General features: G+C 71.3%; 24 protein-coding genes. 13 read left to right on the forward strand and 11 right to left on the reverse strand.

All coding sequences use genetic code 11. From position 1 onward, the window contains the following. The first annotated feature begins 10 nt into the window (after window positions 1–10). The 7 genes from fliF to ASF20_RS19790 all read left to right on the forward strand — a co-directional run bounded on the left by fliF (window position 11) and on the right by ASF20_RS19790 (window position 7,832). On the forward strand, window positions 11–1,708 hold the full coding sequence (gene fliF, locus ASF20_RS19760; protein ID WP_056277209.1) for a flagellar basal-body MS-ring/collar protein FliF: 1,698 nt from the start codon (window positions 11–13) through the stop codon (window positions 1,706–1,708). Continuing rightward, window positions 1,708–2,373 (forward strand): hypothetical protein, encoded by a 666-nt coding sequence (locus ASF20_RS19765; protein ID WP_056277213.1) that lies wholly within the window; start codon window positions 1,708–1,710, stop codon window positions 2,371–2,373. The genes fliF and ASF20_RS19765 overlap by 1 nt, the downstream gene beginning before the upstream one ends. 4 nt (window positions 2,374–2,377) lie before the next feature. Beyond that, window positions 2,378–3,793, forward strand: coding sequence for a MotB family protein (locus ASF20_RS19770; protein ID WP_056277218.1), 1,416 nt, complete (start codon window positions 2,378–2,380; stop codon window positions 3,791–3,793). Window positions 3,794–3,807: 14 nt separating this feature from the next. Further along, a complete protein-coding gene (locus tag ASF20_RS19775; protein WP_244472560.1) occupies window positions 3,808–5,052 on the forward strand; it encodes a chemotaxis protein MotC in 1,245 nt (414 codons plus the stop codon). Beyond that, window positions 5,049–6,758: a flagellar hook-length control protein FliK gene (locus tag ASF20_RS19780; RefSeq protein WP_056277223.1), complete on the forward strand. Its 1,710-nt coding sequence runs from the start codon at window positions 5,049–5,051 to the stop codon at window positions 6,756–6,758. Before ASF20_RS19775 ends, ASF20_RS19780 begins: the two co-directional genes overlap by 4 nt. Then, window positions 6,712–7,335 (forward strand): transglycosylase SLT domain-containing protein, encoded by a 624-nt coding sequence (locus ASF20_RS19785; RefSeq protein WP_082487038.1) that lies wholly within the window; start codon window positions 6,712–6,714, stop codon window positions 7,333–7,335. Before ASF20_RS19780 ends, ASF20_RS19785 begins: the two co-directional genes overlap by 47 nt. A 140-nt stretch (window positions 7,336–7,475) precedes the next feature. After that, window positions 7,476–7,832, forward strand: coding sequence for a cupin domain-containing protein (locus ASF20_RS19790; RefSeq protein ID WP_056277227.1), 357 nt, complete (start codon window positions 7,476–7,478; stop codon window positions 7,830–7,832). Window positions 7,833–7,857: 25 nt separating this feature from the next. On the opposite strand, the gene ASF20_RS19795 is transcribed toward ASF20_RS19790, so the two are convergent. After that, window positions 7,858–8,076 carry a hypothetical protein gene (locus ASF20_RS19795; RefSeq protein ID WP_056213272.1) on the reverse strand — a complete coding sequence of 73 codons (219 nt, stop codon included), beginning with the start codon at window positions 8,074–8,076 and terminating at the stop codon, window positions 7,858–7,860. Between the two features lie 499 nt (window positions 8,077–8,575). On the opposite strand from ASF20_RS19795, the gene ASF20_RS19800 reads away from it, so the two are divergent. Continuing rightward, window positions 8,576–8,824, forward strand: a complete 249-nt coding sequence (locus ASF20_RS19800; protein ID WP_082501464.1) for a hypothetical protein — start codon at window positions 8,576–8,578, stop codon at window positions 8,822–8,824. A gap of 133 nt (window positions 8,825–8,957) precedes the next feature. Here ASF20_RS19800 and ASF20_RS19805 read toward each other — a convergent pair whose 3' ends face one another. The 8 genes from ASF20_RS19805 to motA form a co-directional block, all read right to left on the reverse strand. Further along, a complete protein-coding gene (locus ASF20_RS19805; RefSeq protein WP_056213274.1) occupies window positions 8,958–9,641 on the reverse strand; it encodes a response regulator transcription factor in 684 nt (227 codons plus the stop codon). Window positions 9,642–9,935: 294 nt separating this feature from the next. After that, entirely contained in the window at window positions 9,936–10,388 is a 453-nt protein-coding gene (locus ASF20_RS19810; protein WP_056213276.1) for a hypothetical protein, read from the reverse strand. Further along, window positions 10,388–11,449 carry a flagellar biosynthesis protein FlhB gene (gene flhB, locus ASF20_RS19815; RefSeq protein ID WP_056277228.1) on the reverse strand — a complete coding sequence of 354 codons (1,062 nt, stop codon included), beginning with the start codon at window positions 11,447–11,449 and terminating at the stop codon, window positions 10,388–10,390. The genes ASF20_RS19810 and flhB overlap by 1 nt, the downstream gene beginning before the upstream one ends. A gap of 27 nt (window positions 11,450–11,476) precedes the next feature. Further along, entirely contained in the window at window positions 11,477–12,505 is a 1,029-nt protein-coding gene (locus tag ASF20_RS19820) for a flagellar motor switch protein FliG (protein ID WP_244476507.1), read from the reverse strand. A gap of 19 nt (window positions 12,506–12,524) precedes the next feature. Further along, window positions 12,525–12,914, reverse strand: coding sequence for a flagellar motor switch protein FliN (gene fliN, locus ASF20_RS19825; protein WP_056277231.1), 390 nt, complete (start codon window positions 12,912–12,914; stop codon window positions 12,525–12,527). 107 nt (window positions 12,915–13,021) lie between these two features. Next, window positions 13,022–13,321, reverse strand: a complete 300-nt coding sequence (locus ASF20_RS19830; RefSeq protein WP_056213282.1) for a hypothetical protein — start codon at window positions 13,319–13,321, stop codon at window positions 13,022–13,024. Further along, the gene (locus ASF20_RS19835; protein WP_056213285.1) at window positions 13,305–14,237 is read right to left on the reverse strand and encodes a FliM/FliN family flagellar motor switch protein; all 933 of its coding nucleotides are present in this window, start codon (window positions 14,235–14,237) and stop codon (window positions 13,305–13,307) included. Before ASF20_RS19835 ends, ASF20_RS19830 begins: the two co-directional genes overlap by 17 nt. A 2-nt stretch (window positions 14,238–14,239) precedes the next feature. Further along, entirely contained in the window at window positions 14,240–15,112 is an 873-nt protein-coding gene (gene motA / locus ASF20_RS19840; protein WP_056213286.1) for a flagellar motor stator protein MotA, read from the reverse strand. Between the two features lie 165 nt (window positions 15,113–15,277). Between motA and ASF20_RS19845 the strand changes: the two genes are divergently transcribed. After that, window positions 15,278–15,484: a DUF3606 domain-containing protein gene (locus ASF20_RS19845; protein WP_056213289.1), complete on the forward strand. Its 207-nt coding sequence runs from the start codon at window positions 15,278–15,280 to the stop codon at window positions 15,482–15,484. Between the two features lie 10 nt (window positions 15,485–15,494). On the opposite strand, the gene dut is transcribed toward ASF20_RS19845, so the two are convergent. Next, window positions 15,495–15,986 (reverse strand): dUTP diphosphatase, encoded by a 492-nt coding sequence (gene dut / locus ASF20_RS19850; protein WP_056213292.1) that lies wholly within the window; start codon window positions 15,984–15,986, stop codon window positions 15,495–15,497. Further along, window positions 15,983–16,870: a CoA ester lyase gene (locus ASF20_RS19855; RefSeq protein ID WP_056277234.1), complete on the reverse strand. Its 888-nt coding sequence runs from the start codon at window positions 16,868–16,870 to the stop codon at window positions 15,983–15,985. Before ASF20_RS19855 ends, dut begins: the two co-directional genes overlap by 4 nt. 339 nt (window positions 16,871–17,209) lie before the next feature. Here ASF20_RS19855 and pstS point away from each other — a divergent pair, with 339 nt between their 5' ends. The 4 genes from pstS (at window position 17,210) to pstB (ending at window position 21,242) form a co-directional block, all read left to right on the forward strand. Continuing rightward, window positions 17,210–18,247 (forward strand): phosphate ABC transporter substrate-binding protein PstS, encoded by a 1,038-nt coding sequence (gene pstS, locus ASF20_RS19860; RefSeq protein ID WP_056213297.1) that lies wholly within the window; start codon window positions 17,210–17,212, stop codon window positions 18,245–18,247. 225 nt (window positions 18,248–18,472) lie between these two features. Beyond that, window positions 18,473–19,447 carry a phosphate ABC transporter permease subunit PstC gene (gene pstC / locus ASF20_RS19865; RefSeq protein WP_056213299.1) on the forward strand — a complete coding sequence of 325 codons (975 nt, stop codon included), beginning with the start codon at window positions 18,473–18,475 and terminating at the stop codon, window positions 19,445–19,447. 33 nt (window positions 19,448–19,480) lie between these two features. Further along, a complete protein-coding gene (pstA, locus tag ASF20_RS19870) occupies window positions 19,481–20,371 on the forward strand; it encodes a phosphate ABC transporter permease PstA (protein ID WP_056213301.1) in 891 nt (296 codons plus the stop codon). Window positions 20,372–20,423: 52 nt separating this feature from the next. Further along, window positions 20,424–21,242 (forward strand): phosphate ABC transporter ATP-binding protein PstB, encoded by an 819-nt coding sequence (gene pstB, locus ASF20_RS19875; RefSeq protein WP_056213304.1) that lies wholly within the window; start codon window positions 20,424–20,426, stop codon window positions 21,240–21,242. Window positions 21,243–21,291 lie beyond the last annotated feature (49 nt).

Genomic DNA, 21,291 nt, shown 5'->3' on the forward strand with positions numbered 1-21,291 from the left:
AGCCCACCGAATGTCCGGTCTTCAGCACGCCGAACGGCTCTGGAACAACATCCTCGCCCTCGGCGGACGGCGCATCGCCGCCCTGTCGCTCATCGGCGTGGTGGTGTTCCTCGCCGTCGGCCTCGGCGCCTATTACCTGAGCCGCCCGGCCCAGGAGCCCCTCTACACGGGCCTGAGCCGCGAGGATGTCGGGCGCATCGGCAGCGTCCTGAAGGACGCCAACATCCCCTTCGACGTCAGCGCCGACGGCGCGGCGGTGCTCGTCGCCTACGGCCACACCGCCCAGGCCCGGATGCTGCTCGCCGAGAAGGGCCTGCCGCAGAGCGCCAAGTCCGGCTACGAGCTGTTCAACGACCTCGGCTCGCTGGGCATGACCTCGTTCATGCAGGAGGTGACCCGCGTGCGCGCCCTGGAGGGCGAGATCGCCCGCACCATCCAGGGCATGAAGGGCGTGAAGGCCGCCCGGGTCCACATCGTGCTGCCCGACCGGGGCTCGTTCCGCCGCGACCAGCAGCCCCCTTCCGCCTCCGTGGTGGTGCGGACCGAGCCCGCCGACGACGTCAGCGGCGCCCAGTCGATCCGCCACCTCGTCGCCTCCGCGGTGCCCGGCATGAAGCCGGACCGCGTCACCGTGATCGGCTCGGACGGTTCGCTCCTGCTCTCCGGGGACGATGCCAACGCGGTGCCCACCGGCAAGATGGCGACCCTGGAGAAGACCATCGGCCACGAGGTCCAGGACAACATCCGCCGGACGCTGACCCCCTATCTCGGCGTCGGCAACTTCGAGGTCAGCGTCGCGGCGCGCCTGAACACCGACAAGACGGTGCAGAACGAGACGATCTTCAATCCCGATCAGCGCGTCGAGCGCTCGACCCGGGCCGTGCGCGAGACCGAGAACTCGCAGAACCGCAACGCCGGCCAGCGGCCCACCACCGCGCAGGCGAACCTGCCCGACCAGCGCGCCCGCTCGGATGGCGGCGACACCGCCAGCAACGAGACGCAGAAGCGCGAGGATCTGACGAACTACGAGATCTCCTCGAAGACGATCCAGACGGTGAGCGACGGCTACAACATCAAGCACATCTCGGTGGCGGTCCTCGTCAACCGCGCCCGCCTCGCCGCCCTGGCCGGGCCGGATGCCAGCAAGGCCGCCATCGACGCGCAGGTCGCCGAGATCGAGCAGCTCGTCGGCTCGGCCGCGGGCTTCAACAAGGAGCGCGGCGACAACGTCAAGGTCGCCGCCGTCGGCTTCGTCAATGACGGGCAGCCCCTGGAGCCGGTGGCCCCCCTCAGCCTCACCGACGTGCTGATGCGCCAGTCGGCGACCCTCATCAACGCCGGCACCATCCTGCTGGTCGCCGGCCTGCTGATCTGGTTCGGCCTGCGCCCCGCCATGCGGGCCATCCTGGAGATCCCGGCCGCCCAGCAGGAGGAGGCCCGCGCCCTGGCCGCGGCGGCGGAGGCCCAGGCCCTCGCGGCGGCCGCGCCGAACGCGGCGCTCGCGGGTCCCAACGCCGCCCTCGGCGCCGATCCGGACGCCGTCGCGAGCCTCGCGGCCCCCGGCCAGAGCCCGGTCGCCAGCATGATCGAGGATCTGACCGAGAAGCTGAACCGTTCGCCGCAGAAGAGACTTGAGCAGATGATCGAGGCCGACGAGGCGCAGGCCGCCGAGATCCTGAAGCGCTGGCTGCTGCGTGAGGCCGCGTGATGGCCCCCGCGATCGCCCGCCTCCTGCCCGACTTCTCCGACGCCGTGGTGCCGGTGCGCGGCGCCCCCGCGCCCCACACCGCCGCGCCCCGTCCCTCCGAAGGGCTCGCGGCCCTCATGCGCAAGCCCGTGGAACCGCCCGAGGACCGCGAGGCCCTGCTCCGCGCCGCCGAGGCCCGGGGCCTGGAGCGCGGACGCGAACTCGGCCGGGCGGAGGCTGCGGCCGAGTCCGCCTCGGTGATCGCCTGCCTGCAGGCCGATCACGCGGCCCGCCTCATCGAAATGCGCCAGGCCTGGTGCGTCGAAGAGGGCGACCGCCTCGCGGCCGGCTTCGCCGACGCGCTCCAGGCCCTCGGCGCCGGACTCACCGACCGGGTGGGGCATCTCCTCGTGCCCGTGCTCACCGAGGCCCTGCGCCGCCAGGCCGTCGACGAGCTGGCCCAGAGCCTCGCCCGCATCCTCGGCGAGGCCCGCGCGCCCGTGCGGGTGAGCGGACCGGCCGACCTCCTCGACGCGGTGGCGGGCAAGCTCGGCCCCTTCGAGGCCACCCTCGCGTTCCAGCCCTCCGAGGCCGTGGACGTCACGGTGCAGGCCGACCAGACCGTGATCGAGACCCAGCTCGGCGCCTGGGGCCGCCTCATGACCGCCGCGGTCCAGGGAGCCTGACCCGATGGCGGACGAGGGCCACCACGAGATCATCATCATCCGGCGCCACGGCGACCACGAGGACGGTCACCACGGCGGTGCCTGGAAGATCGCGCTCGCCGATTTCATGACCGCCATGATGGCGCTGTTTCTGGTGCTGTGGCTGATCGGCTCCACCACCAAGGAGACGAAGTCGGCCATCGCCGAGTACTTCAACCCGGTGAAGCTCGCCGACGTGAGCTTCGATCGCAAGGGCCTGCGCGATCCCCAGAACAAGCCCGGCGAGCCCACGCCGGAGGAGGGCAAGCCCGACGGCGGAACCGGCGACAGCAGCGCCGACGGCAAGGGCGGCCAGTCCGACGCGAAGTCGGACGCCAAGACCGACGGCAAGAGCGCCTCCGGGCCGCCGGGCAGCCGCGCCCGCGAGGCGGCCCTGTTCCAGGACCCCTACGCGGTCCTGGCCAAGCTCGCCGCCGAGCTCGAGCCCGGCCCGGAGACGGCCTCGGCTGACGCGGTCGTCACCGAGACCGGCGAGCCCGGCATCAAGGGCGGCGAGGCCGCCCGCGATCCCTTCGATCCGCTCTACTGGCAGGTGGCGCCCCTCGCCAAGACACGCACCGAGCAGGCCGGGTCCACCGGGACGGTGACCCCCCTGCCGCAGGAGGCGCGCCCCGACGTGCGCGCGGCCGCCCCCGGGGCGAAGCCGGCCGCGATCAAGGTCGCCTCGGCCCTGCCGGGCGAGACGGACGCCAGGGTGATGGCGCTCCTGGCCAAGGCCGAGGCGCCCAAGACCGAGGCGTCCAAGACCGAGGCGCCCAAGACCGAAGCGCCCAAGGACGCGAACAAGGACGCGAAGGCTGCGGCCGAGGCCAAGTCGGCCGCCGAGAAGTCCGCCGCAGAGAAGGCGGCCGCGGAAGCCAGGTCCGCGGAGGCCCGGGCGGCCGAGGAGGCCCGGCAGGCGGCCGATGCCGCCGAGACCGCGACGCTGGCCGAGATCAGGGCTGAGATCGCCAAGGTGCTGCCGATGCAGGGCGGCGCGCCGGCGCCCCGCACGGAGGTCCGCCGCACCGGCGAGGGCATCCTCATCAGCCTCACCGACGAGGTGAACTTCGCGATGTTCAGCGTCGGCTCGGCCGAGCCGCAGGCCAAGGTGGTGCGGGCCCTGGAGCAGGTCGCCCGCATCCTCAAGGACCGGCCCGGCCGGATCGTCGTGCGCGGCCACACCGATGCGCGCCCCTTCCGCTCGGAGGTCTACGACAACTGGCGCCTGTCCTCGGCCCGGGCACAGATGGCCTCCTACATGCTCGTGCGCGGCGGCGTGCCCGACGCGCGCCTGGAACGCATCGAGGGCTATGCCGACCGTCAGCCGCGCAACCCCGCCGATCCGAAGGCGGCCGAGAACCGGCGCATCGAGATCCTGCTGCGGGCGCGGCCCGAGTGATGCGGGCCGCCGGGATGCGCCGCGCGCGGATCGCCTGCGTCCTGCTCGCCGGCCTGGGTTTCGTCCCGGCCGCCTGGGGGGCGGACTCCCACGGCGCGGGGGATCACGGCGGAAGCGATCACGGCGCCGCCCCGGCCGCCCCGATCGAGCCCCTGCCCGTGGCCCCGCGCCCGGTTCCGGTGGAGCTGGTGCGCACGCTGCAACTGCTCCAGGACCGGATCGCCCAGGGCTCGGCCCAGGCCCATCAGGGCCAGCGCGCCTTTCTGTCCCTGGCCGAATCGCGCATGCTCGGCCTCGATCCCGAGACCTGGGCCGACCCCGTCAGCGTGCACGCGGCGGTGACCTTCGGGCTCGGCGGCGGCGGCCCGGGGCTGCTGCGCCACCTCGTCGCCTCGGGCAAGGTGCCGGAGGCCGAGCGGCCGGTGGTGTTCGGCGCGCTCGCCTATCTCGAGGGACGCGAGAAGGAGGCCCGCGCCCTCCTGGTGAAGATCGACCCGCTGGTCGTGCCGGTGAGCCTCGGCGCGCAGCTCGCCCTGGCACAGTCCGCCCTGGTGGTGCGCGACGATCCCACCCAGTCGATCCGCCTCCTCGACCTCGCGCGCCTGCTCGCCCCCGGCACCCTGGTGGAGGAGGGGGCGCTGCGCCGCGAGATCTTCGTGCTGGCCCAGGCCAACGACCTGGCGAAATTCGAGACCCTGGCGGTGCAGTACCTGCGGCGCTTCCGCCACTCGGTCTATGCCGGCAACTTCCGCCAGCGCTTCGCCGCCGCGCTCACCCGACTCGACTTTGCCGGCGACGACGTCCGCTTCGCCCGCCTCCAGGCCATGCTCGACGAGATCGAGATCGAGGGGCGGCGCGAGCTCTACCTCCTTCTCGCCCGGGCCGCCCTCGATCAGGGCAAGACCACCACGGCGGTGTTCTCCGCCGAGCGCGGCGTCACCCTGGCGGAGCCCGGCTCGCCGGAGGCGGTGCGCGCGCGCCTCTATCGCGCGGCGGCCCTCCTCGTCGTGGAGGGCCGCTTCGACGAATCCGTCGAGACCCTGCGCATGACCGACCGCACCGTGCTGGACTCCGCCGACCGCGACCTCCTGGACGCCGCGCTCTCGACCGCCCGGGAGATCCGGGCCGGGCCGCCCGCCCCGATCCCGGTCCAGGCGGACCCCACGGGTCCCCGCGTCCTGCCGGTCGCGCCATCCATTGCCCGGGCGCAGGACGCCATCGGGCGCATCGACGAGATCATGCGCAGGAGCGAGCGTTGAACACCCTCGGTGCCACCAGTCCCGGCCCCCGCGCCCTGTCGGACGCGCCCGGCCCCCGCGGCGCAGGCTCGGAGACACCGGAGGCGCCCCGCGATGCCTTCGGGGCCGTGCTGGGCGCCCTCGGAGGGGGACGCAACGCGGACGAGACGCCCACGCCGGAGGCCGACCGGCCGGGCCGCCGCGACGACGAGGCCGCCCCGGCCCCGTCCGGCGAGGAGACCGATCCGCTGGCCCTGCTCGCCCTCGTGGTTCCGACGGCCGCCCCCGCCGCCGGCGCCCCGGCGCCGAAGCCGCAGGCGATCACCCTCGAGACCCTGGTGGCCCGCGCCTTGCCGGCCCAGGCCCCGGGGCAGGCCGTGGCCAGCGGCCCGGCGACCCGGCCCGGCGGACCGGACGGTCCGGCCGGGACGGACCCGCTAGCCGGGGCGGACCTGCTTCCGGGGGCGGACCTGCTGGCCGGGACGGACCCGGTCGCCGCCGGCCGCGTGCCGCAGGCCGCGGGCGCCGAGGCGCGGACCCGCATCGCCGTGCTCCAGCGCGAGACCCACTTCGCGCCGGTGCTTCCCAGCCTCCTCGGCGGATCGCGGGCGGCCGTCCCGGCGCCGGGCGCGCCCGGCCTGCCCGGTGCTGCGGCGCTCCTGCCCGCCGCCGCTGGGGGGCTGCCCGCCGCCGCGGGGGGCTTGGCCGCCTCCGCGGGGGGCTTGGCCGCCGCCGCGGGGGGCCTGGCCGCCGCCGCGGGGGGCCTGGCTCCCGGCGAAGCCGCCGCTGCGGTCGGCCCGACCCCGGCCGCGCCGCCCACCGGCCCGGCGAACCTGCCCGCATCGGGCGCCCCCGTCCTTCCGGCGCAGCCCCCGACGCAGGCCGCCCTCGTCTCCGCGACCGCGGCGGCCGCCCCCGCGCGCGCGCCGGGATCGCTCTCGGGCGACGCCGTCATGCCCGCGCGCGATCCCGTCCGTGGCGGCGCGGGACCGGGCGCGACCGAGCGGCCCCCCGCGACACCCTCTCCGATCCTGCGCGTCGATCCGGTGGCGGCGTCCGCCGAGACCGGCACCGCGGCCGCGCGCGCGGCCCGGAGCAGCCTCGCGCCGGCCCTGCCGGGCGTTGCCGACGCGAACCTGTCCACCCCCCTGACCCTGCCGGCCGGGTCCCTGTCCGGCCCGGCCGCCGCGCCGGCCCAGCAGGTGGCCGCCGCCGTCCTGGCGGAGCTGACGCGCGGACCGGCCGGGGCCGTCCCCGGCGCGCTGCCCGGGGCTCCGACGGGGGAGGGCCCCCTGAAGCTTCTCACGCTGCAGCTTCATCCGGCGGACCTCGGCACCGTTCTGGTGCGGATGCGCCTGCGCGACGGCCAGCTCGAGATGAGTCTTCAAGCCAGCCGCGAGGACTCGGCGCGCCTGCTCCGCGAGGGCGGCGAAGTCCTCAACGATCTCCTGCGCCAGGGCGGCTACCGGCCCGAGAGCGTCACCGTCACCGTCGCGTCGCCCCCGGCCGACGGCCGGGGCGCATCGGGGAATCCAGGCTCGCAACAGGGACAGGGCGCACAGGGCTTCCCGGGCCAGGGCGAGTCCGGTGCGAACCAGGGCCGCCCCACCCCGGACCAGGCCGGGCGCCGGTCCTCCCCGGGCGGCGATCCGGCCGCCTCCGACCTCCACGAGCGGATGCATGAGAGCGTTTCGAGCAGCCCTGATCGCAGCGGCGTTTACCTCTAGCCCCGGCCTGGCCGTCTCCGGTCTGGGCGGGGCGCTGGCCAACAGCGCCCCGCCGGTGCCGGGAAAGGCCGCGGCGCTGCCGGCTTCGGCCAATATCTGCGAGCGGGAGATGGCGGGGGCCTCGGCCAAGCACGGGGTGCCGCTCGGCGTCCTCTACGCGGTCGGCTTGACGGAGAGCGGCCGGCGCGGCTCGCTGCAGCCCTATGCCATGAACATCCAGGGCCGGGCCTATTTCGGCACCAGCGCCGCCGACGTGATGAGCCAGCTCGCCCAGGCGCGGGCGAGCGGAATCAAGCTCGTCGACCTCGGCTGCATGCAGATCAACCACCACTATCACCGCGAGAAGTTCGCCAGCCTGGAGGCGATGATCGATCCGCGCCAGAACGTCGAGTACGCGACCCTGTTCCTGAAGCAGCTGAAGGCGCGCGAGGGCAGCTGGACCCTGGCGGTGGCGCGCTATCATGCGGGTCCGAACAACAATCCGGCCCAGAAGCAGTATGTCTGCCGGGTCATCACCAACATGGTGGCCACGGGCTTCGGCGCCTGGACGCCGGGGGCGCGCAGCTTCTGCCAGTAAGGCGCGCGCGCGTTGGGGACTCCGTCGGAGCCTCCTCTCGCGCCACGCCCCCGTCCGAGCCCCCTTGTGGCCTGGACGGCCTCCGGGGCCCGCCAGGTGGCGCCGACTTTGCGAGCGTCCCGGCTTAGGAAGGAACGCCCATGGCCTTTGCCTGCACCATCCCCGCGGTCGCCACCCTTCAGCAGGACGACGCGACCGTGCGCATCACGCGGTGGGATTTCGCGCCCGGTGCGGTCACCGGCTGGCACGAGCACGGATGGCCCTACTTCGTCGTGATGCTGGTGGCCGGGACCCTCAGGGTCCACGACGGCGACCGGGTCACCGACAGCATCCTGGAGGCCGGACAGGCCTATGCCCGCCCGGCCGGCATCCGGCACGACGTGATGAACGGCTCCGACCACCCGATCGCCTTCGTCGAGATCGAGGTCAAACGCCCGGAGGCCCTGGTCACGACGGCGGAGCCCGGCGACGGGCCGTCCCCGCCGGCAGGGTCCTGAGCCGTCCCGGGGCTCGGGCGCGTCCTCACGCGGAGGCCGCCCATCGCTCCTGCATCAGCTGCATCGACGGCGGCAGGCCGAGGACACGGCGATAGACGGCGATGCGCCGCAAGGCCTTCTGCTGTTCCCGACCCGATTGGGCGCGACACATCCGTTCCGCGGACCCCAGCAGCATATCGGCGTCACGGGCTGGCAGGGCCGCCAGGGTCTGGAGCGCGGGGAGAGCCGACCGGGACATGTGCATGAACACGGAACGTCCGGCGCGCCGGCTTTCGGCCGTCACGGCTGCGTGAGCGGGCGAATGTGGTAAATAGATTCCTCCGCCCCTCGGCGTTTGGGGAGGACGACGCGCAAGGGGCGGGCCGCTGAATCACGGCGACGGCCGCGCCCGATCAGGGATCGGCCGGCGAGCCGCTCTTGCAAGCACAGGCGCGCGATCGGTGGGGCGGATGCTGATGAACCGTGGCGCATGTGCTGTTTCTCACCTGAGAACATCAAAATACGATTGAGAGACGCGAAAATTAAATTTGGGCGGCCAAATCTTCCATTTCAGGCCTATGCGCTGAAGACATGGCTCTTGGCGTCGAAGCCTCCGAACCCTCCTCTGGAGCATGCGCTATAGTGGTTGGACGCTGAGGCCTTCGCATTATGGTGCGTTGCAAAATGAGCAAGTCGCAGCGCACAAAAATGTGGTTTCATCTCCTCAACGGCCGGCACGTCGCCAGCCAAACCGGAGATTTCAGATGCGCGCGACCCGCCTCTTCGCCTTGACCGTCCTCGCGTCCGCCACCGTCGCCACCGGCGCGGCCCAGGCGGGCGAGGCCCTCTACCTGACGCCCCCGCTGTTCCGTGAGCAGGCGCGCGAGACCCAGCAGGTGCGGACCCTCAGCGACCTGAGCACCACCCCTCAGCCCGTCGCCCCCGCGAAGGCCGCCACCGCCCCGCAGAGCGCGCTGGCCGGCAGCGAAGTCGAAACGACGGGCTCCTTCTGAGGAAGAGACCGACCGCCGCGACCCTGCGGTCCATCCGCCAAGGTCGTCGAACCCGGGCTCATCGGGCGATCCCCTGAAGGATCCGCCCCGGTGGGCCCGTTTCGTTGTGCATCGGCGTCGCGGCAGGTGGGGCTCAGCCGACGAAGGTGTAGCCCATGAAGCGCTTGGCCTCGATCGGGTCGTAGCCGAGTCGCTGGCTGAGCTTCTTGCGCAGCTTGCTGACGTGGCCCTCGATGACGCTCTCCTCGACGCCGTTGCTGTAGACGCCGTAGACGATGTTGTAGATCTGCGACTTGGTCATCCGCCGGCCCCGGTTGCGCACCAGGCACTCCAGGATGTGGCGCTCGCGCCGCGGCAGGGGCAGCACCGCGCCGTCCACCTCGGGATCGCGGCCATCGAAATGCACCTTCAGGCGCTCGGGCTCGGGCGGCGCCTCGCGGACCGGGCTGGCCTGCGCGTTCACCCGGCGCCAGATCGCCTCGGAGCGTGCCAGGATCTCCCGGATATGGACGGGCTTGGGCAGCACGTCGTCGATGCCGGCCTCGAAGAGCTGCAGGGTCTGGTCAAGGGAGCGCACGTCGCTCAGGGCGATGATGGGGGCGCGCGACAGCTTGCGGATCAGCGTGGCGCACTTCGCCCGGCCCTCGAAATCGCCCAGGAGGAAGCCCTGGATCGCCTCGCGGTCGACCCGGGAGGAAGACTGGAACCAGTGGGTGAATTCCTGCGGGTCGAGGCCGAGGGAGGAGATGCCCTCGCGGTCGAAGCTCGCCTTGTAGCCGGAATTCACCGAAGGCCGCTCGTCGACCAGGACATACATCGGCAATCTCCGGATGATCTTGCGACAGTCGGGGGGTATGCTGGGTTACAACTGGACAGCGAAACAATCAGGGGTCGGTACGGAGCCTTGCACGTCGCTCCTCAAGTCCAACCTGGCCGAGGGAATCGCCTATCATTTAGCAATGTCGGGCATCGCCGGCGCCGTCAATGAGGTTCGGGTCACACGCAGATGTGATCGCGCGATCGGCGCGTCGACAAACGGTCGCGGTGCGGGTGAGGAGCTGCGAGGACGCAGCCGGGCCGGATCGATCGGGCCGGTGCGCCCGGCCTCCGCTCAGGCGGCGGCGCGGGTCAGGCGGGCCCCGGCGAGGGCCGTCTCGAAGCCGTCGAGGCAGAAGGTCGGGCCCTGGTCGGCCAGGATCCGCTGGATCGCGACGCCCACGTAGACGCCGTCGAGGATGAGCTTGAAGAACACCGTCACGGGTTCGGTGACGAACTCCATGTCGAGCACCACGGTGAGCGAGCGGCCCCAGTCGAACCGGACGTCGGCCCCGTCCGCATACGCGATGGTCGCTTCCTTGAAGAACGGCTCGGCGGAGGAGGCGACGAGGTCGGCGATGTTCCCGTGCCGGGCGGCCTGCACCCAGCCGATCAGGATGCCGCCGTCGAGGAGGCAGAGTTCGGCGATGAAGTCCCGGATCGCGTTGGCGAAGACGCGCTCGGCATCGGCGAGCACGTCCGGGACGTCCACGCACAGGGCTCCGGGGGAGGAAGACGCCTCGGTCATCAGCGAGCCTTCGAGAACAGGAAGAACAGGATCTGAGCCACTGCGCTGTAGAACTCCGCGGGAATCATCTGGTCCACCTCGACACTGTCGTACAGGGACCTTGCGAGAGGCTTGTCTTCCACGACCGCAATGCCGTTCGCCTCGGCGATTTCTCGGATGCGGAGCGCCACGAGGTCCTTTCCCTTGGCGAGAACGAGAGGCGCGGGCTGTTCGTCGCGCGCATACCGGAGCGCGATCGCGTAGTGCGTCGGATTGGCGATGACCACGGTGGCCTGCTTCACATTGGCGAGCATGCGCTTGCGGGAGCGGTCCTGGGCCAGGGAGCGCAGGCGGCTCTTCACCAGGGGATCGCCCTCGGTCTGCTTGTGCTCGTCCTTGAGGTCCTGCTTCGACATCCGCAGGGAGCGCTGCCAGCGCAGGCGCGACCAGACCAGGTCGGCGGCCACGATGACGATGGTGGCGATGCAGACGACGGAAACGAGCCGGATCGAGACGGTGAGGATGAGGTCCGGGATCTGGCTCGGGTCGGTGAACATGGCACTCACGGCTTTGCTGCCCTCCGAGCGCAGGAGCAGCAGGCAGACGAGACTGATGCTTAAAAATTTAAGGACCGATTTCAGGAACTCGAGCTGACCCGCTTTTCCGAAGATTCGTCCCCAGCCCGCCGCCGGCGAGATGCGCGACCATTGCGGGCGGATGCGTTCGCCCACGAGGCTCGGCACGTTCTGGATCAGGGCGGAGACGAGGCCGCAGAGGCCGAGGATCAGCACGACCGGGATCAGGAAGCGTGCGGCCGCCATCGCGGTTCCTTCGAGAATCCGGGCGACGTCCTGATTGTTCTCCAGGGCGAAATCGCGGGGATGGTCGAAGAAGGGCGCGAGCGCCTGCATCAGGGGCGTGACCGCGTCGCGCACGACGAAGCTGAGGGCGATGAACAGGCCAAGGATCGAGGCGAAGATGGGGGCCTCCCGGGAGAACGGGACGTTGCCCTTCTCGACGGCCTCCCGGATCTTCCGCTCGGTGGCGGCTTCGGTCTTGCTCTCCTGATCCTCGTCGGACATCGCTCACGCCGGGTCGGGCCACCGTCCCTAGCGGACGAGGGCCTCGACCTCGTCCCCGGAATTGATCTCCAGCTCGCCGCGCCCGGCCATCTCGAGGGCGAGGTCGGTGATGCTGCGGCGGGCCTCGGTCACGTCCTTCTGCGCGGCCGGCTCGCCGCCGTTCAGCTCGTGCTCGACCATGCGGCGGACGCGGGCGGAGAGGGCGCCGAGGATGACGCCGCGGAACTCCGCGTCGGTGCCCTTGAGCGCCAGGACCAGGCGGTCGTTGGGCACGGCGTCGAACAGCGTGGTCCGGGCACGGGGCTGGAGCTTCACGATGTCGTCGAAGGTGAAGAGCAGGCCCTTGAGGATCTCCACGGATTTCGGGCGCGACTCGGACAGGCTGGTGAGCACCTCGTCGATCTGGGTCCGCTCCATCTTGTTGATGATGTCGGCCATCTTCGCGTGGGTGTCGGCCCCGCCGTTGCGGGCGCCGCTGGCGAGGAGGTCCTCGTGCAGGGCGCGCTCGACGGTGGCGATCACCGCGTCGCAGACCGGCTTGAAGCTCAGCATCCGCCGCATCACCGTGTTGCGGGTGGGCTGGGGCAGGTGGGCCATCACCTTGGCGGCCGCCGCGGGCTTCAGGCGGGACAGCACCAGGGCCGCGGTCTGGGGATGCTCCTTGATCAGGTAGCTCGCGATCACGCCCTCGGAGACCGTGGTCAGGCGCTCCCAGACCGAGCGCGTGGCGTCCCCCCGGACGTCGGCCAGGATCTCGGCCACCTGGTCGGCGGGGAGCAGGCCGGTGAGGAGCTTCTCCACCTCCGACGCGGTGCCGACGAGGCGCCCGTCGGCGGCGAATTCGTGCGAGAACATCTCCACGATGTCGTCGAGCTGGTGGGCGCTGACGGTGCCGAGCTGCGTCGCCGAGCGCGTGATGCGCCGGATCTCCTCGGGATCGAAGTACTTCAGCAGTCGACCGGCCGCCGGCTTGCCCATGGCGAGCAGCAGCGCCGCGACCTCGTCCACGGGGTTGAGGTGCCGGTGGACGCCCTGCGTCCGGTGGGGGATCGGCACGCTCGCCACGGGTTCGCCCTCAGCCGTTCTGGCCGGCATCGGCCGGGCCGACGATCTCGGTGAGGGAGACCCCGAAGCGGGAATTGTCCTCCTCGACCACGACGATCTCGCCCCGGGCGACGACGCGGCCGTTGACCGTGACGTCCACGGGCTCTCCGACCCGGTGGTCGAGGGGCACGATGGCGCCGCGCCCGAGCTTCATCAGGTTGGCCACCGGCATCGTCGCCGAGCCGAGGACCACCTGGATCAGCACCGGGATGCGCAGGATCGAATCGAGGTTGCGGCCATCGCCGATCCGCGCGTCGCCGGCCGCCGACCCCTCGGGCGCGACGCTGGGCGAGACGGTCGGAAAGACCGGGGCGGTGCCGGTGGACGCGAGGTCCGCATCGTCGAAGGGGCTGTTGCTCATCGTCCGCTCGTCAGGGGCTGCAATCGAACGTCAGGGGAAGAGTCGTCTGGCAGCGGAAGGGAAAGGATCGGGGAAACGCGGCCGGGGCGCAAGCGGATCGGCCGGCCTCAGCCGAGTTGGGGGGCGCGTGTGGCCGCAAGATCGCGTCGGCTCGCCTCCAATTCGGCGAGGGTCTGGCGCGCCTCGCCGATGCGCTGGTCGAGGGCCTCCAGGATCTCGCGTCCCTCGGTGCTGAAGTTGCGGACCGCGTCGCCCGCCTGGGCGAGGGCCTGGCCCGACTGCGTCAGGATGCGGCCGTACTCGGCCTGGGTCCGGTCGAGGCGCTTCAGCTTGAGGTACATCGGCACCACGCAGGCACTCGTCGCCACGAGGGCCACGAGGAGAATGGTGTCAACCCACGGTGTCATCGGGTGTGCCTTCCTTGTCCTGTGCGATGGCCTCGTCGACCCGCAGCACGTAGGAGCCCTGCGCCTGGCCCATGTGGCACCAGAACAGCGGGCGGTCGTTGCCCTCGAGCTTCACCCGGGTCGAGGGCGTGGCGTCGAGGCCGATGATCTGGCCGACCTTGAGGTCGGCGATCTCGCCCAGCGTCAGCAGGCGCTCCTCGAGCACCGCCCGGAGGGTGACTTCCGCCTTCTGCACCTCGGCGGCGATCTGCTGCGTCCATTTCGGGTCGCGGGCGGCCGTGTCGCCGGTGAGCACCTTGGACAGGGCGGGCCGCATCGGGTTGATGACCGATTGGGGCAGGATGAGGAACATCTCGCCGCCGCGGTTGAGCGCCTGGATGGTGAACTTGGCCTCCACCGCCTTGTTGTTGCGCCCCCCGATCACGGCGAACTCCATCCGGGTCTCGGTCCGCTCCAGGCGGAACGGCGTCGCGGAGACCAGGGAGAACGACGATTCGAGCGCGCGGCCGACCTGTTCGAGGATGGTCTGGGCGAGCCGGATCTCGAGGCTGGAGAAGGCGCGCTCGTCCTCCACCGGCGGCTCGGCCCCGTCGCTGCCGAACAGGGCCTCCACCATGGTGAAGAGGAAGTCCCGGTCGAGGCCGATGAGGATGTGGCTGTCCCATTCGGGGGCGTGGAAGATGCCCGCCACCGCGTTGTTCTCGTAGGCGTCGAGCATCTCGCCGAAGCGGCCGCTCGCGAAGCCGCTGAAGGCGAAGTAGACCGGCGAGGCGACGAGGGGCTTCAGGTTGTCCGAGCAGCCCGAGGTGAGCCGGTCGAACACCACGTTCAGCATCGGCATGCGGTCGAGGGACAGGCCCCCGGCCTCGATCAGGCGGGCGCGGATGTCGGTGGCGTTCCCGGTGGGGCCGTCCATGCTCAGGCGGCCTCCCGCTGGGCGCCGCCGGTGACGGTGGCGTTCTCGACCTCGTCGATGGTGGGACGATCGCCGAGCGAGATGCCCTTGCGCCCGTGCTCGACGGCGATCTGCGGCACCGCTCCGCTCATGTGGGCGATCAGGCTCTGCTTCACGATGATGTAGACGTGGTTCTGCTTCTCGCGGATGGTCTTGATCTTGATCGCGAAGGGGGCCAGCACGCCGTAGGACATGAACACCCCGAAGAATGTCCCCACGAGTGCGGCGCCGATGAGGCCGCCGAGGATCTGCGGCGACTGGTCGAGGGCGCCCATCGCCTTGACGATGCCGAGCACCGCCGCCACGATGCCCAGCGCCGGCATCGCCTCGGCCACCGTGGTCACGGCGCCGTAGGGCTTGAGGCGGTCCTTGCGGTAGCCGCTGATCTCCTCGTCCATCAGCGCCTCGATCTCGTGGGCGCGGGCGTTGCCGATCAGGATCAGGCGGGCATAGTCGCAGATGAACAGCACGAGGTCGGCGTTCTTGGCCACGTCCGGGTAGGCCTTGAAGATCTCGGAATTGGCCGGGTCGTCGAGATGCGGCTCGACCTCGTTGCGGGGCTTGGTCTTCAGCTCGCGGATCAGGGCGTGCATCAGGCCGAGGAGGGCGAGGTAGTCCTTGCGCTTGGGCACCTTGCCCGTGAGCGCGTCGAGGCTGGCCTTGCCCGTATCGACCACCGTCTTCATCGGGTTGGCCATGACGAAGGTGCCGGCGCCCATGCCGCCGATGATGACGAACTCCCAGGGCTGCCAGAGCACGACGAGGTGGCCGCCCATGGCGACGAAGCCGCCGAGCATGCAGCCGATTGCGATGACGAGGCCGATCAGAACGCCCAAGGCTCAACGCCTCCGATGGGAATGTGGAATCCGATGCAGCGGACCTACGCAGGATGGCTTGCGCGGGGCTGGGTGGGCGGGGCACGGGGGCGGGTGAGCCGCGAAAACGCACCGGCGGCCCGGCCGCGCGTTAGGGAAGAACCCGATACAGCAGCGAGACACGCCATGAGCAGCAGCGCGACCCCCGACAACGACCACGAGCCCGCCACCGTCAACGTCTCGGAGCCCTGGACCCTGGCCTACTGGGCCCGCCGCTTCGAGGTGCCGCGCGAGGACGTCGAGGCCGCCGTCGCCGCGGTCGGCCACGAGCCCGCGAAGGTCGCCGCTGAGCTCGGCCGGCCCTGGCCCTTCGCGGGCAGCGGCATCGTCTGAGGCGCGCGCCCTAGCGCCGCCCGGTCGAACCGAACCCGCCGGTGCCCCGCGCACCGGCCTCCCCGGAGGGCGGCACCGCGTCCGAGGCGTCGCGGAGCGTGAGCGCCGGCCGGGTCACGCGGGTGAAGACGAGCTGGGCGATGCGGTCGCCGGGCTCGATGCGCAGGTCGGTCCCGCCGGGATTGCGGTTCCAGGCCGAGATCATCAGCGGCCCCTCGTAATCGGCGTCGATCACGCCGGTGCCGTTGCCGAGGACGAGGCCCTCGCGATGGCCGAGGCCGGAGCGCGGAAAGACGAGGCCGCACCAGCCCGGGTCGCCGATGGCCAGGCTGAAGCCCGCCGGAATCAGGGCCGGCGGCCCCTGGGGCGCCAGCGCCAGCGGCGCGTCGAGGCAGGCATGCAGGTCGAGGCCCGCGGCGGCCGCCGAACCCCAGCGCGGGAAGCCCCAACCGGAGAGGCGGCCGTCCAGGAGGCGGATCTCGACGGCGAGGGCCGCGCTCACGCCGTCCGGGCCGCGATGGCGTCGGCCAGGGCCACGGTGCGGGCGGCTTCGGCCGCGTGCAGGCGCTCCACCATCTGGCCGTCGAGGCCGATGACGCCGCGGGTGCGGTTCTCCGGTTCGGCGAAGGCGGCGAGGATGCGCCGGGCCCAGGCGATCTCGGCCTCCTCGGGGCCGAAGGCGGCGTTGGCCGGGGCGATCTGGTCGGGATGGATCAGCATCTTGCCGTCGAAGCCGCAATCGCGGCCCTGCGCGCACTCGGCCGCGAAACCGGGCGCATCGCGAAACGCGTTGTAGATGCCGTCGATGACGTCGATCTCGTAGGCGCGCGCGGCCGCGATCACGCTCATCAGCCAGGGCATCAGGGCGGGGCGGCCCGGCACGCCGAGGCGCAGCCGGCTGGCCTTGGCGAGATCGTTCGGCCCCACCATGAGGCAGGCGAGCCGGGTGTCGACGTCCCGGGCCGAGCTGGCGATCTCGGCGAGGTGCAGGATCGCCATCGGGCTCTCGATCATGGCCCAGGTCCGGGTCCGGTCCGGGGCGCCGAGGCGGCGCAGGCGCGAGCCCACCGCCACCAGGGCGTCGGCCCCCGTCACCTTCGGCACCACGATCGCGTCCGGCCCGGCCGGCGCGATGGCGGCGAGGTCGTCCGCGCCGTCGGGCGTGTCGAGGGCGTTGATCCGCACCACCACCTCGCGCGGGCCGAAGCCGCCCTCGGCCACGGCGCGGGCCACGGCCTCGCGCGTCGCGGCGCGGGTCCCGGGGGCCACCCCGTCCTCGAGGTCGATCATCACCACGTCGGTGGGGAGGGTGCGGGCCTTCACGAGCAGGCGCGGATTCGACCCCGGCATGGCCAGGACGCTGCGGCGCGGGCGGATCTCGGTCATGGCGCATCCCTCGAGGCACGGTCGGGAATCGGGCGCCGCACGTCCGCACCCGGCGGCGCGCCGTTCCGGTCGAGGCCTCGACCGGCAGCGACTCGCCCTCGGCCCCGGCGATAGCCTCCCGCGAATCCCGATTCAAGGCGGCGGCGCGGACCGAGCGCCGGCCCGTCCTCCCCGGAAAAGCGCGTCGGCCGCGGCCGGTCCGCCCCTGTCCGGGGCCCGTGTCATCGAACTGTCGCGCAATCGTCATACCGCCTTAGCCCAACCGACCGTATGGCGCGGTGCACAACGGCGCACGGGCGCCGCGCCCGGGCCGATGCGCGCTCCTCAAGGAGACCACAGATGAAATTCACGACCCTCGCCGCCCTCGTGGGCCTCGGCCTCGCCACTCTCGCCCCCGCTCAGGCGGCCGAGATCACCGGCGCCGGCGCCACCTTCCCGTTCCCGGTCTACTCCAAGTGGGCCGAAGCCTATCGCAAGGAGAGCGGCCTCGGACTGAACTACCAGTCCATCGGCTCGGGTGGCGGCATCAAGCAGATCCAGGCCAAGACCGTCGATTTCGGCGCCACCGACGCGCCGCTGAAGGGCCCCGCCCTGGAGAAGGACGGCCTCGTCCAGTTCCCGACCGTCATGGGCGGCGTGGTCACCGTGGTGAATATCCCGGGTGTCGAGCCGGGCAAGCTGAAGCTCACCGGCGAGGTCATCGCCGAGATCTACGCCGGCAAGATCGCCAAGTGGTCGGACGCCAAGATCGCCAAGCTGAACGAGGGGCTGAAGCTCCCCGACGCCAACATCACCCCGGTCTACCGGTCCGATGCCTCCGGCACGACCAACATCTTCACCACCTACCTCTCCCAGGTCTCCGAGCCCTGGAAGAAGGAGTACGGCGCGGCCACCACGATCAGCTGGCCGGTGGGCCAGGGCGGCAAGGGCAACGAGGGCGTCACCGCCACCGTCAAGCAGGTCCCGAACGCCATCGGCTACGTCGAGTCGGCCTACGCCAAGCAGAACAAGCTGAGCTACGCCCTGATCCAGAACAAGGCCGGCAAGTTCCCGCAGCCCGACGACAAGGCCTTCCAGGCCGCCGCCGCCAGCGCTGACTGGAAAGCCGCCCCCGGCTTCGGCATCTCGCTGACCAACGAGGGCGGCGAGGGCGCCTGGCCGATCACCGCCGCCACCTTCATCCTGGTCCACAAGGACCCGGCCGACGCGGCCCGCACCGCCGAGGTGCTGAAGTTCTTCGACTGGGCCTACAAGAACGGTGACAAGCTCGCCGTCGACCTCGACTACGTGCCGCTGCCCGACACCGTCGTCAGCCAGATCCACGACGCGTGGAAGGAGATCAAGGGCAAGGACGGCAAACCCGTCTTCAACATGTAGACCCGTCCTCACCCGGGAAGCCGAACCTCGCGGGCGCTCCGCCCGCGGGGCCAGGGGGCGAGCCACCGCGCCCCAATGACTGCGACCGACGGGCCCGGCGTCGCGATGCCGGGCTCCCCCTTCGCCACCCCCTATCGCCACCCCTTGGCAACGATCCGGTGATCCCCCCTCGCGCCGACGACCGGCGCAGGGTAGGACGCCGCCCGGTGAAGAGAAGATATTCGGATGGCCGCCTTGACTGACCAGATCGCCCTGACGCGGGGCCGCGCCGCGGCCCGCAAGACGCCCGGCGGCCTCGGCGACAGCCTGTTCCGCGCGGCCTCCTACGGCGCGGCGATCCTGGTGCTCCTGTTTCTGGCCGGCATCCTGGCCTCCATCGCGTACGGCGCCTGGCCGGCCTTCCAGGAATTCGGCCTCGGCTTCATCACCTCCAGCGTCTGGAACATCGGGCAGGAGCAGTACGGCGGCCTCGTGGCCATCGTCGGGACCCTGGCCTCGGCCGTTCTCGCCCTGCTGATCGGCGTGCCGCTCTCGCTCGGCATCGCCGTCTACCTGACGCAGCTCTGCCCCGGCTGGGCCCGCAAGCCCGTCTCGATGACCATCGAGCTCCTCGCCTCGGTGCCGAGCATCATCTACGGCATGTGGGGCCTGTTCGTGTTCGCCCCGCTCTTCGCCCGCTTCGTGCAGGTGCCGGTGTCGAACCTCGTCGAGGGCATGCCGATCGTCGGCACCCTGTTCTATGCCCGCGTCCCCTCGGGCGTCGGCATCCTCACCGCGGGCATCATTCTGGCCATCATGATCGTGCCCTTCGTGGCCTCGATCACCCGCGACATGCTCGACCAGATCCCGACGGTGCTGCGGGAGAGCGCCTACGGCATCGGCTGCACCACCTGGGAGGTGGTGCGCCACGTGCTGGTGCCCCAGGCCTCGGTCTCCATCATCGGAGCCATCATGCTGGGCCTCGGCCGGGCGCTCGGCGAGACCATGGCGGTGACCTTCGTCATCGGCAACGCCAACCGCCTCTCGGGCTCGGTCTTCGACCCGGGCTCCACCATCGCCTCGCGCATCGCCAACGAGTTCAACGAGGCCGACGGCATGCAACTGAACGCCCTGATGGCCCTCGGCTGCATCCTCTTCGTCATCACCTTCTTCGTCCTGATCGTCGCGCGCCTCCTCACCCGCCGCGCGAAGGTCGCCTGAGGCCAGCCTCACCGAGTCGTCAGGAGCCGCATCATGGACGCCGCGAACCCCCTCACCACCGCCGCCCCGGCCCGGATCAGCCGGGTCCGGCCCGGCCGCCGGGTCGCCGACCGGATCCTGATCCTGGCGAGCACGATCGCCACGCTGGTGGGCATCGTCGTGCTCGGCTCGATCCTGTTCATGCTGGTGGTCGAGGGCATCAAGGGCGTCTCGCCGACCCTCTTCACCGCCCCGACGCCGGGGCCCGGTTCCGAGGGCGGCGGCATCGCCAACGCGATCCTCGGCAGCCTGGTGATGACCCTCTTGGCCATCCTGGTGGCGACGCCCGTCGGCGTGATGGCGGGGACGTTCCTGGCCGAGTACGGCCGCAACTCGAAGATCGCCGACGTCATCCGCTTCCTCAACGACATCCTGCTCTCGGCGCCCTCGATCCTCATCGGCCTGTTCGTCTACACGCTGATGGTGCGCCCCATGGGCTCCTATTCCGGCTGGGCCGGCGCGGTGGCGCTGGCCATCATCGCCACCCCGGTGATCGTGCGCACCACCGAGGACATGCTGCGCCTCGTGCCCTCGACCCTGCGCGAGGCCGGCGCCGCGCTGGGCGCCCCGCCCTCCATCGTCATCCGGAGCATCACCTGGCGCGGCGCCAGCGCCGGCATCGTCACCGGCATCATCCTGGCCCTGGCCCGCATCGCCGGCGAGACCGCGCCGCTGCTCTTCACCGCGCTCAACAACAACAGCTGGTTCGCCCCCAACCTGATGGGCGGCGTGCCGAACCTGCCCGTGATGATCTACCAGTTCGCCCTCTCGCCCTATCCGAACTGGCAGCAGCTCGCCTGGGCCGGCGCCCTCCTCATCACCGTCACGATCCTCGCCCTGTCGATCGTGGCCCGCTTCGTCATCAAGACCGAGCGGTCGCGCTGACCACCCGCGCGCCGCCTGTCCCCGCCGCTTCGCCCGATAGGATCTTGAACCGATGAACGCCGCCCCCGGGATCACGTCCGCGCAGCTCACCGGACGCCACAAGGCCGACGAGTCCTCACCGGTCCGCATCGCCGTCAAGGACCTGAACTTCTACTACGGCAGCTTCCACGGCCTGAAGTCGGTCAACCTCAACTTCCACGACCGCCAGGTCACGGCGCTGATCGGCCCGTCGGGCTGCGGGAAGTCCACCCTGCTGCGCACCTTCAACCGGATCTACAGCCTGTATCCGGACCAGCGCGCGGAAGGGGAGATCCTCCTCGACGGCCAGAACGTCCTGGATTCCGGGGTCGACCTGAACGAGCTGCGCTCGCGCATCGGCATGGTGTTCCAGAAGCCGACCCCGTTCCCGATGTCGATCTACGACAATGTCGCCTTCGGCCTGCGCCTCTACGAGAAGCTGCCCAAGGCCGACCTCGACATGCGCGTCGAGGAATCCCTGCGCAAGGCCGCCCTCTGGGACGAGGTGAAGGACAAGCTCAAGCAATCCGGCATGGGCCTCTCGGGCGGCCAGCAGCAGCGTCTCTGCATCGCCCGCACGGTGGCCCAGCGCCCCGAGGTGATCCTGTTCGACGAGCCGACCTCGGCCCTCGACCCGATCTCGACGGGCCGCATCGAGGAGCTGATCGAGCAGCTGCGCTCGGAATTCACCATCGTCATCGTCACGCACAACATGCAGCAGGCGGCGCGCATCTCGCAGTTCACCGCCTTCATGTATCTCGGCGAACTGGTGGAGTTCGGGCCCACCACGCGCATCTTCATGAATCCGGAAAAGCGCCAGACGCAGGACTACATCACCGGCCGCTTCGGCTGATCCTCCGCCGGCCGGTCTCGGCCCGCGTCCCCCATCACCGCCAGGGCGG

This window comes from Methylobacterium sp. Leaf88, assembly GCF_001422795.1.
In the GTDB taxonomy this organism is placed as follows: Bacteria; Pseudomonadota; Alphaproteobacteria; order Rhizobiales; family Beijerinckiaceae; genus Methylobacterium.